This is a genomic window from Halosimplex yunnanense (assembly GCF_054504345.1).
Genome location: NZ_JBTJEL010000037.1, coordinates 299,093 through 312,508 on the forward strand (window position 1 = coordinate 299,093; position 13,416 = coordinate 312,508).

Consider the following 13,416-nt stretch of genomic DNA (forward strand, 5'->3'; position numbering starts at 1 on the left):
GTCAGTCGTCGTCTGCGGGGCTATCGTCGGCAGGCCTGTCGTCGGGAGCGGGACTGTTCTCGGCCGTCGGTCGTTCGTCGGTCGGCGGTTCGTCGGGTCGCTGGTCCGGAGGTGGTCCCTCGGGGGACCGCCCGGTCGAACTGACTACGCTCCCGTCGAAGGTCTGCTGGACGGTCGTGCGTTCCTCGGTGATGATCTCGACGACCTCGGCCAGCAGTGCCACAATCAGCGGACCGGCGATGACGCCGACGACCCCGAGACTCAGGGTCCCGCCGGTGAACCCGACGAAGTAGAGGCTGGCGGACATCCCGGTCGTCACGGAGGCGAGTCGCGGGCGGATGAGCGCGTCGGGGAGGAACCCGATCAGGACGAGCCCGGCGATGGCGACGACGAGCGCCGCCGTGACCTCGCCGGCGAGCGCCTGTCCGGCCGCGACGGCGACGATAAGCAGGCTCGGGCCGATGACGGGGATGAACTGCAGCAGTCCAGAGAAAAAGGAGAGCGTGAACGCCGCGTCGTACCCCAGCAGCCAGAACACGGCGTAGGCGACGAGGAAGGTCCCCAGCGCGGTCGCCGCCTGGAGGACGTACAGCGCGTACAGCGTGTCGCGGACGGTGTGGTGCAACGAGAGGACGATGTCGTGGTACTCGCCGGGAACGAGTCGGAACATCGCGCGGCGAACGTTCCCCGGCCGCAGGAGGAGCCCGTAGATGAGAAAGACGAACAGGAAGGCCTTGAGCGCTAGCACGGGTGCCGCGCTGGCCGTGTCGACGGCCACGTCGAGGACCGCGTCCCGTGCCTCGGTCAGCAGCGCGCTCACGTCGATGACATACGTCTCCCCGAAGAGCGTGAGCGGTTGTTCGCTCGGGATCGTCCGGAAGAACTCGAACAGCACCGACTGGCGGATGTAGACGGCGTAAACGATCGGCGTGAGGATCAGCAGGACGAACAGGAACCCGACGGCAGTCGCGAGAGCGGCGGCGATCCGGCGGTTGATACCCCGCGCAACGAGCATCCGACGCACCGGATAGAGGACGTACGCGACCGTGATCGCGAAGAAGACGGTCCCGAGGACTCGGGACAGGATCCCCAGCGTCAGCGCCCCGATCCCGACGAAGAGGACCCCCAGCACCTGCTGGCGCTGCGTCAATGCCATACCCTTCCCTGTGTGCGAGGCCTACAAAACGTTTGGCACGACTGCCTCGCGGCCCGCGACCCGCGATCCCGCCGTTCGTTCGCCGCTCACGGGACGACGCCGACCGTCAGCAGCGTCCCGTGCTCGCGGTAGCGCTCGACCATCTCCTCGCGCGTCTCGAAGCCGTCCATGGGGAACTCGCTCGCCGGCGGCAGTTCGGTCTCGGTGTCGGGAATGCGGTCCTGCCCGGCGACGTGGAAGCCCGCTTCGCGGAACTGCTCGCGGTACTCCCGCTCGGTCCAGCGGATCATCGGCACGTCGACCAGTTCCTCCCAGCGGTGGGTGTGGACGCTCTCCTCCCAGTAGTTGACCGCGCAGTAGAACGTGCCGCCCGAGCGGAGCACCCGGTGGAGTTCCTCCAGCACGGCGTCGGGGTCGCTCGCGTAGAAGAACGCCTCCATCGACCAGCAGTGGTCGACGCTGTCGTCGTCGAAGGGGAGGTGTTCGAAGTAGCCGTTCAGGAACCCGGAGCGGGCGTCGTCGGTGTACGACCGGGCGTTGCGGGTCATCTCCGGTGAGGCGTCGAGTCCGTACGTGCGTGCGGCACCCTTGGTCTCCCGGAGCGCGCGCCCGGCGTAGCCGCTGCCGCTGCCGAGGTCAAGTACGGTGTCGCCCTCTTCGACAGGCATCCGCGCGAGAGCGTGCTTTGCCGTATGCCAGTGTCGCTCCTCCATGCCCTCGTCGCGGCCGTCCCGCGCCCACTCGTCGAACTCCTCGCTGACGCTCATAGTCGAGGCGTGGGCCGGCGCGATGAAAACGGTTCTGTGTCGGTGTGGGCGTCCGTGCTGTCGCTCGACACAACGACACGAATAGTTATCCGGCCGCCCGAAGATATCACTCGTCGTGCAACTTCCCTCCATCCTCGTCGACCGCCCGCTGGCCGCAGTGGCGGTGAGCGCGACTGCGCTCATCGTTCTCTCGGCCCCGTTCGTACTCGCCTACTGGGCGCGTTGCGAAGCGCGGGCGAAAGGGTCCTCGACGCTCGATGTCTTCATCTACATGTCGCTGGTCGTCGGGACCGTCCACTACTGGTACGTCCGGTTCGTCCGCGGCGACGACGGGCCGCGCGAATCGCCGCCGAGCGGCCGTGAGCGGCTGGCCGGGACGTACGCCACGGCAGTGGTCGTCGCCTACCTGATCGACGCGCTCGCTTCGCCACCGGACCCGGTCACGCAGGTCTTCTGGTTCCCGCCGCTGTTTGCCCTTTCGTTCGCGGTCACCCACCTGCTCACCTCGGCCAGTGGCCGTTCGCGGTCGGCCGCGGTGAACTGACCGGCCAGCCGCCGACCGCCGTGTCCGCCAGCGTTTTGCTGGTGGGCGGGAATCGGGGAGGCATGGCCCGGACGCCGCGGTACAAACTCGCCGACACCGCCCAGCAGGTCGTCGGCGGGTTCCTGCTCGCCGGCCCCTTCGTCGTCACCGAGGAGGTGTGGACCCTCGCCGACAACATGAGCTGGTGGCACGCGGCGATCACCGTCGCCATCGTCTTCGCCATCGGCTACGGCGCGCTCTACGAGGCCGACGACGACCGCGACCCCGACCGGGAGGCGGAAGTGGCCGGCGTCCCCCTGCGCTTCGTCTCGCTGATGCTCGTCTCGTTCGGCTCGGTCGCTATCCTCGCGCTCACCCTGACCGCGCCGAGCACGTTCCTCACCGACCCCGGCCTCACGACCGCCGAGCGCGCCGGCATCACCGCCCGCGCGGTCAGCGTCGGCGCCATCTTCAGCGTCGTCGGCGCCGCGACCGCCGACTCCGTGTTCTGACGCGCTGTTCGGGGTCAGCTGTCCCGGCTCTCCTGCGTCGCTACTCGGTGGCCGACGATCGCGGAACAGTTACGCAGCACTATTGTCACATCCACTTATAAGTTCTCGAAGTTGTATATTGGTGGTGTCAGATGGGGTTCACTCCGCGGGCGCTCCGGGGAGAGTCCGTGGTCGAACGGGAACAGGAGTTCTACTGGTTGTGGATCGCCGCGACGGTCGCGTACGGCGTGGGTGACATCGTCACGACACTGGCGATACTGGGGTACGGAGACGATCTGGGTGTCCGGGAGTCGAATCTGCTCGTCCAGACCGTGTTCGATGGATTCGGCCGGAACGGGATCGTCTTCCTCAAATACGCCGTCTTCTTCGGGTGTCTCGCCGTCAGCCTCTACGCCGCGGAGAAACTCGACTGGGAACTCTACTACGCCCCACCGTTGATATTGGCGGTGCTGGGAACCGTCATCACGATCCACAACCTCCGGCTGATACTGGCCTGAGACGCTGCGCTGTAACCACCTCGGCCGGGCCCCCAATATTTAACGCTCGGTAGCGTCGGCCCTTCGCGTCCTGCAGGTAGCATCCGCGCGCCGCAGGCGCGCGGTTCACGCGAGCGCCGCTGGCGTCTTCTCGCGGGCACGGCCCGCTCGAACGGTCCGCGGAACTTCGTTCCGCGCTACTCGCGCGTTTTCACCCGTGTTTTTGCCGGCCGGGTTCCCCGCAGCGCGCCGCAGGCGCGCGAGGAAACCCGGTCGGGAAAAAGATGGTCCCGCAGGCTTAAGGCGGTTCCACCCTCCCCGTAGCACATGGATTACCGACTCGCCATCGAGAACGCGCCGGACACGGTACCCGGTGGGACGGGCATTCTCCTCGTGCATCCGAGTACGGGCGAGACAGACCGGATCGACACGGACTTTCTCAGCACGGACACCGACCGCATGCTGGTCATCTCGACGCGGACCACGGCGCGGGAGGTGCGCCAGAAGCTCGAACACTACGAGGTCGACGAGGACCGAGCGACCATCCTCGACGCGCTGTCGGTCGACCGCGGGTACACCCGCCGCCAGTCCGAGAACGTCAAGTACGTCTCCGCGCCGGACGACCTGGAGGGGATCGTCGACGAGACGCGCGTGTTCCTCGAATCGACGGAGGGCAAACGCCGGGTCAGCCTCGACTCGGTCACCGAGATGATCTACTACTCCGACGCCGAGCGGGCGGGCGAGGCCGTCGACGCCATCCTCGACCTGCTCGAGGAACACGACGCGGTCGGACTCTTCCACCTCGCGAAGGGGGTTCACGACGAGGCCGAACTCGAGACGTTCCGCGAGCGCTTCGACGGCGTCGTCGACCTCTCGGAGGACGGGTCGGTCACCGCCGAGTTCTAACGGCTTTCAGTCGTCTGATTCTGTGGGCGAAGAACCGTCACCCGAGGAGCGGAGGCGCCGGTAGCCGGCGCGGAGGCGGTCGCGAAGCCAGCGGCGGTGATAGATGGCTTCGCCGCCGGCCCAGCCGACGGTGAGTGCGGCGGCACCGAGGAAGGAGACGAACGCCCACGGGTTCATCCAGGTCGGGCGGATCCACGGGGCGATGTGCGCCCAGCGCTCGGCGATCCAGTGGGCTTGCCCGGAGACGGGCGTGCCGGAGAACGTCCGGGAGAGCCAGTCGGCGAAGGTGGCGCGGTCGGTCGTTCCGGGCGTGAGGGCGGCGCTGCCGTTCAGATCGTGGCCCCCGCTTGCGTTCTGGTCGGCGATGGTGGGGCCGCCGGGTTCGTCACCGAGGTGGACCCGTTCGGCCTCGTAGGTGCCCCAGGGAGCGTAGTACTCCCAGACGACCTCGCCCTCCGGCGTGACCTCCATGACGCGGTGGTTGAGCGAGTCGGTGACGAGCGTGTTGCCGCTGGGGAGGCGGTCGGCGTCGCGCGGCCAGTTGAGGCTGCCGTCGACACCGAGGTTCCACGTGCGCTCCCAGGTGGCGTTGCGGCCCGACCCGTTCCGCAACTCGTACTCGACGACGCGGTCGTTCTCGCTGTCGGCGACGACGATGGTGGGCGTCCCGTCCTCGCTCTCGAGATACTGGGGGTTGTGCTGTTCGTACATGACGCTGCGGTTGTCGGGCGTCCCCAGCGAGAGTTCGACCTCCTTGGTCGAACGGTTGATCACGACGACCTCGTCCATGTTGCGCGGCGAGGCCATGTAACGGCCCTCGCCGAGCTTGTCTACGTCGTTGACGTGGGTCCAGTCGCCGGTGTAGCTGTCCCCGTCGTCGCGGTCGTAGATGCGCTCGAAGCGGTACTCCCAGACCGTCTCGTTGGTGGTACGGTTGTAGACGAAGATGCGGTCGTCGTTGCGGTCGGCCGACTCGTTGTAGTTGCGCATGTTGGCGACGAGCAACTCGTCGCCGTTGATCAGGTCCACGTCGTGGGTGTCGTGGATGTCGAGCCGCTCCGTCCAGACCCGCTCGCCGGTCTCCGGGTCGTACTTGAAGACGGTGGTGCCGCCCCGACGGGCGCCGACGACGAGCAGGGTTCCGTCCTCGAGCGGATCGATGTCGTAGAACCACGTCACGTCGCTCTGGGGCTCGTAGTGCCACTCGAGGTTGCCCTCGGGGCCGACCGCGACCAGGCGGGCGGGCTTTTTCGAGCTGTTCTGGCCGCGACCCTTGAACCCCTGCACGGCGATGACGGTCGTGCCGTTCGCGGGTTCGTCGATCGTCCCCTTCTGGAGTTCGATCGGTTCGTGCGTGAACGCCGAGACGCCGGCGGGCACCAGCAGTGCCACGATGAGGGCGACCACGCAGAGACGAGCGACCAGCGGTCGCGTGAGTGAATCTCTGTCCATGAAATCGGCTCCGAGGGACGGCTTCCGGTTGTCCGAGTGGACCCGCGTCTCGGATTTAACCGTACCGCTCTCGGACGACTTGCCCTGGTCCAGACGGACTCACTGATCAGGGCCCGCCCATCGATCCCGGCGACGTTTGCTCGAAGGGAAACCGCGCCCCACCGGCCCGCGCCGTCTGTCGATTACCGGCAAAACGTGATCCGGCAGTTCACCCGGTCTGGAACGGGAACGACGGCGTGTGAGTGCTACTACCAAATCACCAACCATTAAGGTCCAGTACTCGAAGGGTACAACGTATGCCGGAATGCCAGAACTGCGGTTCCTTCGTTACGGCAGACTACGCACGGGTGTTTACGCCGAACGGGGTCGAGTCACCTCGCGTCTGTCCTCAGTGTGAGGACAAGATCCGCGACGGGGCCGACGTTCGCGAAGCGCGCTCGACCCGTCGCGGGTAGCTTCTGAATCGACGTGAAATCCTGGGGGGAGGCGGTCTGGCGAAGTCGGGGGGACGCCCGGAACGCCGTCAGGACGCTTCTCCTGTGTCCTTCCCTTCAGCGGTAGCCGTGGCCGTCCCCGTCGCATCCGCGATTCACTCGTCGATCGCAGTGAGAAGCAGGTCGCGGGCCTCTGCGAAGACCTCCTCGGCGCGGTCCTCGTCGCGGGCCTCGGCGGTGATGCGGACGATCGGCTGGGTCCCGCTTGCCCGCAGGAGGAACCACGCGTCGCCGAGGTCGACGCGGACGCCGTCCAGCGTCGTCACGTCGTCGTACTCCGCGAGGACGCGCTCGCTCACGCGGTCCATCACTGCGGCCTTCTCGTCGGTCTCGATGGAGTCGCGACGGATGGGGTAGGTCTCGACGTCGGCGACGCGGTCGGCGAGCGGTCGCTCGGCCGCCAGCGCAGCGAGCTTGCAGGCCGCGAGCGGACCGTCGGGGCAGAGCGTCTCCGCGGGCCAGATCCAGGCGCCGCTGGGCTCGCCGCCGAAGGCGACGCCCGCCTCGCTGGCCCGCTCGGCCACGTACACGTCGCCCACTTTCGTGCGCTCGACGGTGACACCTGTGTCCGCGAGGTGGTCGTCGACGGCGAGGCTGGTGTCGACCGGCGCGGCGACGGACTCGCCCTCGGAGGCGGCCTCGCGGGCGAGGAGCGCGAGCGTCACGTCGCCGGAGACGTAGGTGCCGTCGCCCGCGACGGCGCGCATCCGGTCGGCGTCGCCGTCGTGGGCGATTCCCAGGTCGGCATCGCTCGCGGCGACGAGGGAGACGAGGGACTCGCAATTCTCGGCGGTCGGCTCGCTCGGTCGCCCGGGGAACGAGCCGTCGCGCTGGGCGTTGAGCGTTTCGACCTGGCAGCCGAGCCGCTGGAGGGCGTCGACAGTGACGCCCCCGGCGCCGTTGCCGAGGTCGACGACGACCGAGAGCGGTTCGACCACGTCGACGGCGTCGACAAGCGCGTCGACGTGACGCTCCGTCTCGTCGCGGCGCTCGCGGTCACCGAGGTCGTCCCAGGCCTGGAGGTCGGCCGCGTCTTCGCGGACGCGCTCGGAGATCTCCTCCCGGAGCGGGCCGTCGTAGGCTTGCCCGGAGGGCTGCCAGAGCTTGATGCCGTTGTCGGGCGCGGGGTTGTGCGAGGCGGTGACGGCGACGCCGGCGTCGGCGGCCTCCAGCGAGACGCTCCGGGCGACGGTCGGCGTGGCCGCGAACCCGAGGTCGACGACGTCGGTGCCGGACTCCCGCAGGCCCGCGGCGAGGGCGTCGACGAGCAGGCGACCGCTCTCGCGGGCGTCTCTGCCGACGACGACGCGGTCGGCGTCGACGCCGACCGCCCGGCCGACCGAGAGCGCGAGCTCGGCGGTCACGTCCTCACCGACGGGGCCCCGGATGCCGCTGGTTCCGAACATACCTGACCCTCGAACGACTGGACCAAAAAACTCGGCCGTCCGCGTCGGGCCGGCGCCCGGACGCGGCCGATTCGCGGCGCGAACCGCGCTCCCCCCGATCAGTCGGCGCCGTGGCGCGGCACGTAGCCGCACTCGTCGCACTGCCACGACTGGTGTTCGAAGTCGATTTCGCCGTCGCAGTCGGGACAGTCGAAGGCCCCGACGCTCGCGTACTGCTGTGTTGCCATTATCGACGTACACATCTTCATCCGATTTAAGCGTTCCTATTATTTTGATTTGAGAATATAAGGTCGTCTGTCCGGCATCCTGTGGCGCTCAGCCACACTATTGGGAACGATTCCCACAGATGATCAACTCGAAATCGAGTAAATCGATTGGGCGAGGAAATATAAGTGTGTGTATTATCACCACGGGTATTACCTTAGGTATTCCCCGGAAACCTTTACGTATCTCGCCGGTCGCCTCTCGCACATGGCAACCTCAGAGTCCTGGAGCGATCCGGAGCGGTGTCCGTTCTGCGGCGCGAAGCTCGCCTCGCCCGGTGCGGGGTTCGTCGACCACACGACCGAGAGTCCGGACTGCGAGGCGAAGTTCGACACGTGGCGCGACCGCATCACCGAGGACGTCGCGGGCGGCTGGAGCGGCTGATACCGCGGCGGACGCCCGCGGCGTTCGGTTCGGCTGTTCTCGGACCGGGCGACGTGCCGAGCGGGCGCTGCCAGTAGCGTTTTGCCGAGGGACGGTCTTGAGTGGAGCATGAACCAGAGCGAACGCGAGGAGGCCAAGCGCCGCGCGGGCGAGAGCGCGGCCGCGGCAGTCGAGGACGGGACCGTGGTCGGACTCGGGAGCGGGAGCACTGCGGCCCACGCGATTCGCGCCCTCGGTCGCGAGGTCGACGACGGACTGGAGATTCAGGGCGTCCCGACCTCTTTCCAGGCCCGCGAGATCGCGATCGACGTCGGGATCCCGCTGACGACGCTGGACGAGGCCGACGTGGACCTCGCCATCGACGGTGCCGACCAGTTCGACGGTGCCGACCTCGTCAAGGGCGGAGGCGGCGCACACGCACGCGAGAAAATCGTCGACGCCGCAGCGGACCGCCTGCTGGTGGTCGCCGACCCGACCAAGGAGGTCGACGTGCTCGACTACCCGGTCCCCGTCGAAGTGCTGCCCGACGCGCGAGCGACCGTCGCCGACGCCGTCCGCCGACTCGGCGGACAGCCGGAACTCCGCCGGGCCGACCGCAAGAGCGGTCCCGTCGTCTCCGACAACGGCAACCTCATCCTCGACTGCGACTTCGGTGCGATGCCCGACCCGGCGGGACTGGCCGCCGACCTGTCGGCGCTCCCCGGTGTCGTAGAGCACGGACTGTTCGTCGACTTCGCTGACGAGGTACACGTCGGGACGGAGGCGGACGTAACCGTGTTCGTCCCGTGACGCCTCCGAAAAAATCGAACGAAGCTTACCTTACAGGTCGCGCGGCTGGACCGTCTTCCGGTCGTTGGCTTCGGCACGTCGCTGGGCTCGCTCGAGGAGCTCTTCGACTTCCTCGTCGAGGGCGTCGTAAAAGTCGCGGGAGACGTTCATCTCTTCGAGCGCTTCCTTGACCGAGTTCTTGACAATGAGGTCTGCCATACAAGACGACAGAACAGATGGATGGTTTATAAACTTTCCCAATTATACGCAGTCTCGCCGGCTTTGTCGGGGGTTTGAGCGTCGAACACGGCATGTCGGACCGCGGGAATGACGCTCATTTAAGTATCTTGTGGGTGGCAGGTGGTCAGATCGGCCCGGATCGGGCCGGAGCGGCCCCACGGGTCCGCTCGCGCGCGCTCAGGGCGGGCCCACGTCGGCGCGGATCGAAACGCGGTCGGACCGCGATCGAGGTGGCGGATCGGCCGGCCGGTGCGGTCGATCGGGAGGGGGACGGTCAAGTGGGTCGAACACAGAGGGGGGATATGCGCGAACTACTCGAAGCGGTCGCGGCGGGCGATCTCTCGCCGGCCGAGGCCGAGGCGAAGCTGGCGGGCTACGCCACCGGCGAGGCGGGGCGGTTCGACGCCGCCCGCACGGAGCGCAGCGGCGTGCCCGAGGCAGTGCTGGCGGACGGCAAGACGCCGGCGGAGGTCGCGGCGCTGGCCTCGACCTCCGTCGAGACGACCGGTCGCGCCGTCGTGACCCGGGCGGACGAAGCAGTGGCCGAGGCCGTTGAGGACGTGCTCGGTGCGGACCACCCCGACGCGGCGATCGAGGTCGACGACCGCTCAGGGGTCGTCGTGGCGCGGACGCCCGAGTTCAACCGTCCGGATCTGGACGCGACGGTCGGGGTCGTGACAGCGGGTACCTCCGACGCGATTCCCGCCGGGGAAGCGGCAGCCATCGCCCGGGAGATGGGCGCGACGATCGAACGCGTCGACGACATCGGCGTCGCGTCGCTCGCGCGCGTGGTGGATTCACTCGACGTCCTCCGGGATCAGGACGTGCTCGTCGTCGCCGCCGGCCGCGAGGGGGCGCTCCCGACCGTCCTCGCTGGATTGATCGACGTGCCGATCATCGGCCTCCCCGTCTCGACGGGGTACGGCCACGCCGGCGAGGGCGAGGCGGCCCTCTCGGGGATGATCCAGTCCTGTACCGCGCTCTCGGTCGTCAACGTCGACGCCGGGTTCACCGCCGGTGCGCAGGCGGGGCTGATCGCTCGACGGATCGACGAGGCGAGGGGCGAGTGATGTCCGCGGAATGCCCGCGCTGGCATTCAATACCCGGTTACACGGACGTCACCAAACCACGTTGGTACACTCGTTATACCCGGGGCACGCCAAGGATCTGCCACCGGTTGACAGCCGGCAGAAACCAATGCCAACGTGTAATCACTGCGGCGCGCACGTCTCCGACCAGTTCGCCCGCGTCTTCGCCGACGAGGGCGGTGCGGTCCACGCCTGCCCGAGTTGCTCAGCGAACGCGGGCATCGCGGAAGTCGCGAGAGAGCGCGCGCTCGAAGCCTGATCCCCGCACAGCCACATGACCGACCTGCGGACCCCGGACCCCGACCACTTCGTGTACGTCCTGCGCTGTGGCGACGACACGTTCTACACCGGCTACACCACCGACGTCGAGCGCCGCGTCCGCGAACACGACGCCGGTGACGGCGCCAAGTACACCCGCGGCCGGGCGCCCGTTCGACTCGTCCACGTCGAGGGGTTCGACTCGCAGTCGGCGGCGATGTCCCGCGAGTACGAGATCAAACAGCGCTCGCGGGACGCCAAGGAACGCCTCCTCGCGGACGGCGGCGTCCCGGACTCGCTCGACCTCCCGCCGTCGCTCGTGGCCGACGACGCGCACTGAGTCGAATTCCGCCGCCGCACGCACCGCGTGATAGCACACCACGCACACACCTTTTTCCGGTCGGCATCGGTGCCTTCTGGTATGACCGCAGACGCCGACGCCATCGACTTCGGCACCGACGGCTGGCGGGCGACGCTCGACGAGTTCACCGCACCGCGCGTCCGCATGGTCGGACAGGCAGTCGCCGCGTACCTGCGCGAGGAACGGGGGGAGCCCGACGCTGACGGGACCGCCGGGACCGTCGCGGTGGGCTACGACGCCCGCGAATCTTCCCGCGGGTTCGCCGAGGACCTTGCGCGCGTCCTCGCCGCGAACGGTTTCGACGTGCTCGTTCCGGGCCGGGACCTCCCCACACCGGTCGTCGCCTGGACCGTCCGGGAACGCAACCTTGCCGGCGGCCTGATGATCACCGCCTCGCACAACCCTCCGGAGTACAACGGCGTGAAGTTCCTCCCGAGCGGAGGCGCGCCAGCGCTCCCCGAGGTGACCGACGCCCTCGCCGACCGCCTCGCCGAACCCGACCCGCTCGACGAGGACGAGTGGGGCACCGTGGAGGAGGCCGACCTCGTCGGTCCGTACACCGAACACGTCCTCGATGCCGTCGACGCCGACCTCTCCGGTCTGTCGGTCGTCTACGACGCGATGCACGGGAGCGGCCGCGGCGTCACCGACGTCCTCCTCGAACGCGCCGGCGCCGACGTCGAGCGCCTGCGCTGCGAGCGCGACCCCGAGTTCGGCGGCGAGTCACCGGAACCAGTGGCCGCTCACCTCGAAACGCTGGCCGACCGCGTCGCCGACGGAGGGGCGGACCTGGGCGTCGCCAACGACGGCGACGCCGACCGCATTGCAGTCGTTACGCCCGAACGCGGCGTGCTCGACCCGAATCTCTTCTTCGCCGCGACCTACGAGGCGGTGCTCGACGAGGATCTATGGTCGTCGGAGGCGACCACGAGCGACGACGTCGTGCGGACAGTCTCCACGAGCAGCATCGTCGACCGCGTCGCCGAGGCGCACGGGAACGAGGTCCACGAGACGGCGGTCGGGTTCAAGTGGGTCGCCGAGGCGATGGGCGAACACGACGCAGTCATGGGCGGCGAGGAGAGCGGCGGCTTCGGCCTGACCGCCCACGTCCGGAACAAGGACGGCGTCGCCGTCGCCGCGCTCGCCGCCGCCATCGCGGCCGCCGAGGGCTACGACGCCCGCGTTGATGCCCTGCTCGACCGCCACGGCGGGATCGTCCAGGACCGGGTCAGCGTCGACTGTCCCGAGGAGCGCAAGGACCCGGTCCTCGCCGACCTCGAAGGCGCCCTGCCCGACGAACTCGCTGGCGCCGCTGTCGAGGACATCTCCACCGTCGACGGGTTCAAGGTCTTCCTCGCCGACGGCACCTGGCTCCTGATGCGTCCCAGTGGCACCGAACCGAAGCTCCGCGTCTACGCCGAGGCCGGCTCGCAGGAGCGCGTCGACGAACTGCTGGCGGCGGGCCGCGACCTCGTCGAACCGCTCGTGTAGGCCGTTCCTCGCTGTTCTCGCGCAACCCGGTCACCCACGGAGCGCGTCGAGTTTCGCGCAGACCTCCGCCGCGTCGGGCCTGTCCCGAGGCGAGTCGCCCCGGTGCGCCCACGCGAACCGCGGTTCGTCGCCGCGGGCGTCGAGGACGAACACCGCCGGGAGACGGCCGAGGAAGTCGTTCGCGGCCCCGAGCCCGCCGAGTTGCGTGGGCTGGTCGTAGGCGTCGGCCACGGTCCCGTCGGGGTCGGCGAGCAGCGGGAACGGCGGGTCGTACCTGTCGACCCACCGGCGGGCGCGCTCGGCGGGTTCGGGGAGGACCGCGGCGACAGCCGCGTCCCGGTCCCGGAAGTCGTCGTAGTCGTCGGCGAGCGTCCGCACCTGCTTGCGACACCAGTCGCAGTGGAAGTCCCGGAAGAACGCGAGGACGACGAACTCGGCGTCCCCGAGCGCGGCCAGCGAACACGGGTCCGGTCCCGACCCGACGTTCGCGAGCAGGAACTCCGGGGCGGCGAGCGGGTGGGTCATCGAGCGCCCGTTTCGCCCAGAGAGTCATGAACGCTCGCTTCCCGGACCGCCGCGTCGAGCCCGCTGCTGTCAGTGCCCATTGCAGTCCAGAACCCCGCGGAACCGCTTGCTCCCGTCGACGGGCGTCACCGCGAACCCGAGTTCTTCGTAGAACGGTCGCACGTCCGCGTCGAACTCGGCGGCGCCGCGGTCGAGGACGTTTCGACCGTTGACGGGTTCAACATCGTCCTCGCGGACGGGACCTGATTGCTCATGCACCCGAACAAGACCGGATCCAAACTCCGGATTTATGCCGGAACCAGTCACAGGAGCGGGCCGACGAACTGCTCTTGGCGGCTGACACCT

19 protein-coding genes are annotated in these 13,416 nt (G+C 68.5%); 11 read left to right on the forward strand and 8 right to left on the reverse strand.

The features are described from left to right. Position 1 precedes the first annotated feature (1 nt). Both AB2U09_RS20325 and AB2U09_RS20330 read right to left on the reverse strand, forming a co-directional pair. Entirely contained in the window at positions 2–1,156 is a 1,155-nt protein-coding gene (locus tag AB2U09_RS20325; protein WP_459194572.1) for an AI-2E family transporter, read from the reverse strand. An 86-nt stretch (positions 1,157–1,242) separates the two neighbouring features. After that, positions 1,243–1,923: a class I SAM-dependent methyltransferase gene (locus AB2U09_RS20330; RefSeq protein ID WP_459194573.1), complete on the reverse strand. Its 681-nt coding sequence runs from the start codon at positions 1,921–1,923 to the stop codon at positions 1,243–1,245. A gap of 115 nt (positions 1,924–2,038) precedes the next feature. On the opposite strand from AB2U09_RS20330, the gene AB2U09_RS20335 reads away from it, so the two are divergent. The 4 genes from AB2U09_RS20335 to AB2U09_RS20350 all read left to right on the forward strand — a co-directional run bounded on the left by AB2U09_RS20335 (position 2,039) and on the right by AB2U09_RS20350 (position 4,340). Further along, entirely contained in the window at positions 2,039–2,467 is a 429-nt protein-coding gene (locus AB2U09_RS20335; RefSeq protein ID WP_459194574.1) for a DUF7534 family protein, read from the forward strand. 62 nt (positions 2,468–2,529) lie between these two features. Next, positions 2,530–2,958, forward strand: coding sequence for a DUF2391 family protein (locus AB2U09_RS20340; protein ID WP_459194575.1), 429 nt, complete (start codon positions 2,530–2,532; stop codon positions 2,956–2,958). 131 nt (positions 2,959–3,089) lie between these two features. After that, positions 3,090–3,455, forward strand: coding sequence for a DUF5658 family protein (locus AB2U09_RS20345; protein WP_459194576.1), 366 nt, complete (start codon positions 3,090–3,092; stop codon positions 3,453–3,455). 306 nt (positions 3,456–3,761) lie between these two features. Beyond that, on the forward strand, positions 3,762–4,340 hold the full coding sequence (locus tag AB2U09_RS20350; protein WP_459194577.1) for a DUF7090 family protein: 579 nt from the start codon (positions 3,762–3,764) through the stop codon (positions 4,338–4,340). Positions 4,341–4,346: 6 nt separating this feature from the next. Here AB2U09_RS20350 and AB2U09_RS20355 read toward each other — a convergent pair whose 3' ends face one another. Continuing rightward, on the reverse strand, positions 4,347–5,792 hold the full coding sequence (locus AB2U09_RS20355; protein WP_459194578.1) for an aryl-sulfate sulfotransferase: 1,446 nt from the start codon (positions 5,790–5,792) through the stop codon (positions 4,347–4,349). A gap of 296 nt (positions 5,793–6,088) precedes the next feature. On the opposite strand from AB2U09_RS20355, the gene AB2U09_RS20360 reads away from it, so the two are divergent. Then, positions 6,089–6,247, forward strand: coding sequence for a DUF7563 family protein (locus tag AB2U09_RS20360; RefSeq protein ID WP_006883194.1), 159 nt, complete (start codon positions 6,089–6,091; stop codon positions 6,245–6,247). A 134-nt stretch (positions 6,248–6,381) separates the two neighbouring features. Here AB2U09_RS20360 and glmM read toward each other — a convergent pair whose 3' ends face one another. Both glmM and AB2U09_RS20370 read right to left on the reverse strand, forming a co-directional pair. Continuing rightward, the gene (gene glmM / locus AB2U09_RS20365; RefSeq protein WP_459194579.1) at positions 6,382–7,692 is read right to left on the reverse strand and encodes a phosphoglucosamine mutase; all 1,311 of its coding nucleotides are present in this window, start codon (positions 7,690–7,692) and stop codon (positions 6,382–6,384) included. Between the two features lie 98 nt (positions 7,693–7,790). Continuing rightward, a complete protein-coding gene (locus tag AB2U09_RS20370; protein ID WP_459194580.1) occupies positions 7,791–7,919 on the reverse strand; it encodes a hypothetical protein in 129 nt (42 codons plus the stop codon). A gap of 244 nt (positions 7,920–8,163) precedes the next feature. On the opposite strand from AB2U09_RS20370, the gene AB2U09_RS20375 reads away from it, so the two are divergent. Continuing rightward, complete coding sequence (locus tag AB2U09_RS20375) at positions 8,164–8,340, forward strand: DUF7501 family protein (RefSeq protein WP_459194581.1); 177 nt, start codon at positions 8,164–8,166, stop codon at positions 8,338–8,340. 108 nt (positions 8,341–8,448) lie between these two features. After that, positions 8,449–9,129, forward strand: a complete 681-nt coding sequence (rpiA, locus tag AB2U09_RS20380; protein WP_459194582.1) for a ribose-5-phosphate isomerase RpiA — start codon at positions 8,449–8,451, stop codon at positions 9,127–9,129. 30 nt (positions 9,130–9,159) lie between these two features. Here the strand turns inward: rpiA and AB2U09_RS20385 are convergent, their stop codons facing one another. After that, entirely contained in the window at positions 9,160–9,327 is a 168-nt protein-coding gene (locus AB2U09_RS20385) for a DUF1931 family protein (protein WP_415378562.1), read from the reverse strand. A 323-nt stretch (positions 9,328–9,650) separates the two neighbouring features. Here AB2U09_RS20385 and larB point away from each other — a divergent pair, with 323 nt between their 5' ends. The 4 genes from larB (at position 9,651) to AB2U09_RS20405 (ending at position 12,546) form a co-directional block, all read left to right on the forward strand. Beyond that, complete coding sequence (gene larB, locus AB2U09_RS20390) at positions 9,651–10,418, forward strand: nickel pincer cofactor biosynthesis protein LarB (protein WP_459194583.1); 768 nt, start codon at positions 9,651–9,653, stop codon at positions 10,416–10,418. A gap of 127 nt (positions 10,419–10,545) precedes the next feature. Continuing rightward, positions 10,546–10,695, forward strand: a complete 150-nt coding sequence (locus AB2U09_RS20395; RefSeq protein WP_274325719.1) for a DUF7563 family protein — start codon at positions 10,546–10,548, stop codon at positions 10,693–10,695. Positions 10,696–10,710: 15 nt separating this feature from the next. Next, positions 10,711–11,034 (forward strand): GIY-YIG nuclease family protein, encoded by a 324-nt coding sequence (locus AB2U09_RS20400; RefSeq protein WP_459194584.1) that lies wholly within the window; start codon positions 10,711–10,713, stop codon positions 11,032–11,034. A gap of 81 nt (positions 11,035–11,115) precedes the next feature. Beyond that, entirely contained in the window at positions 11,116–12,546 is a 1,431-nt protein-coding gene (locus AB2U09_RS20405; protein WP_459194585.1) for a phosphohexomutase domain-containing protein, read from the forward strand. Between the two features lie 30 nt (positions 12,547–12,576). Here the strand turns inward: AB2U09_RS20405 and AB2U09_RS20410 are convergent, their stop codons facing one another. Together AB2U09_RS20410 and AB2U09_RS20415 are read right to left on the reverse strand one after the other, a co-directional pair. Then, positions 12,577–13,071, reverse strand: a complete 495-nt coding sequence (locus AB2U09_RS20410; protein WP_459194586.1) for a peroxiredoxin family protein — start codon at positions 13,069–13,071, stop codon at positions 12,577–12,579. 69 nt (positions 13,072–13,140) lie between these two features. Continuing rightward, the gene (locus AB2U09_RS20415; protein ID WP_459194587.1) at positions 13,141–13,329 is read right to left on the reverse strand and encodes a hypothetical protein; all 189 of its coding nucleotides are present in this window, start codon (positions 13,327–13,329) and stop codon (positions 13,141–13,143) included. Positions 13,330–13,416: the final 87 nt, after the last annotated feature.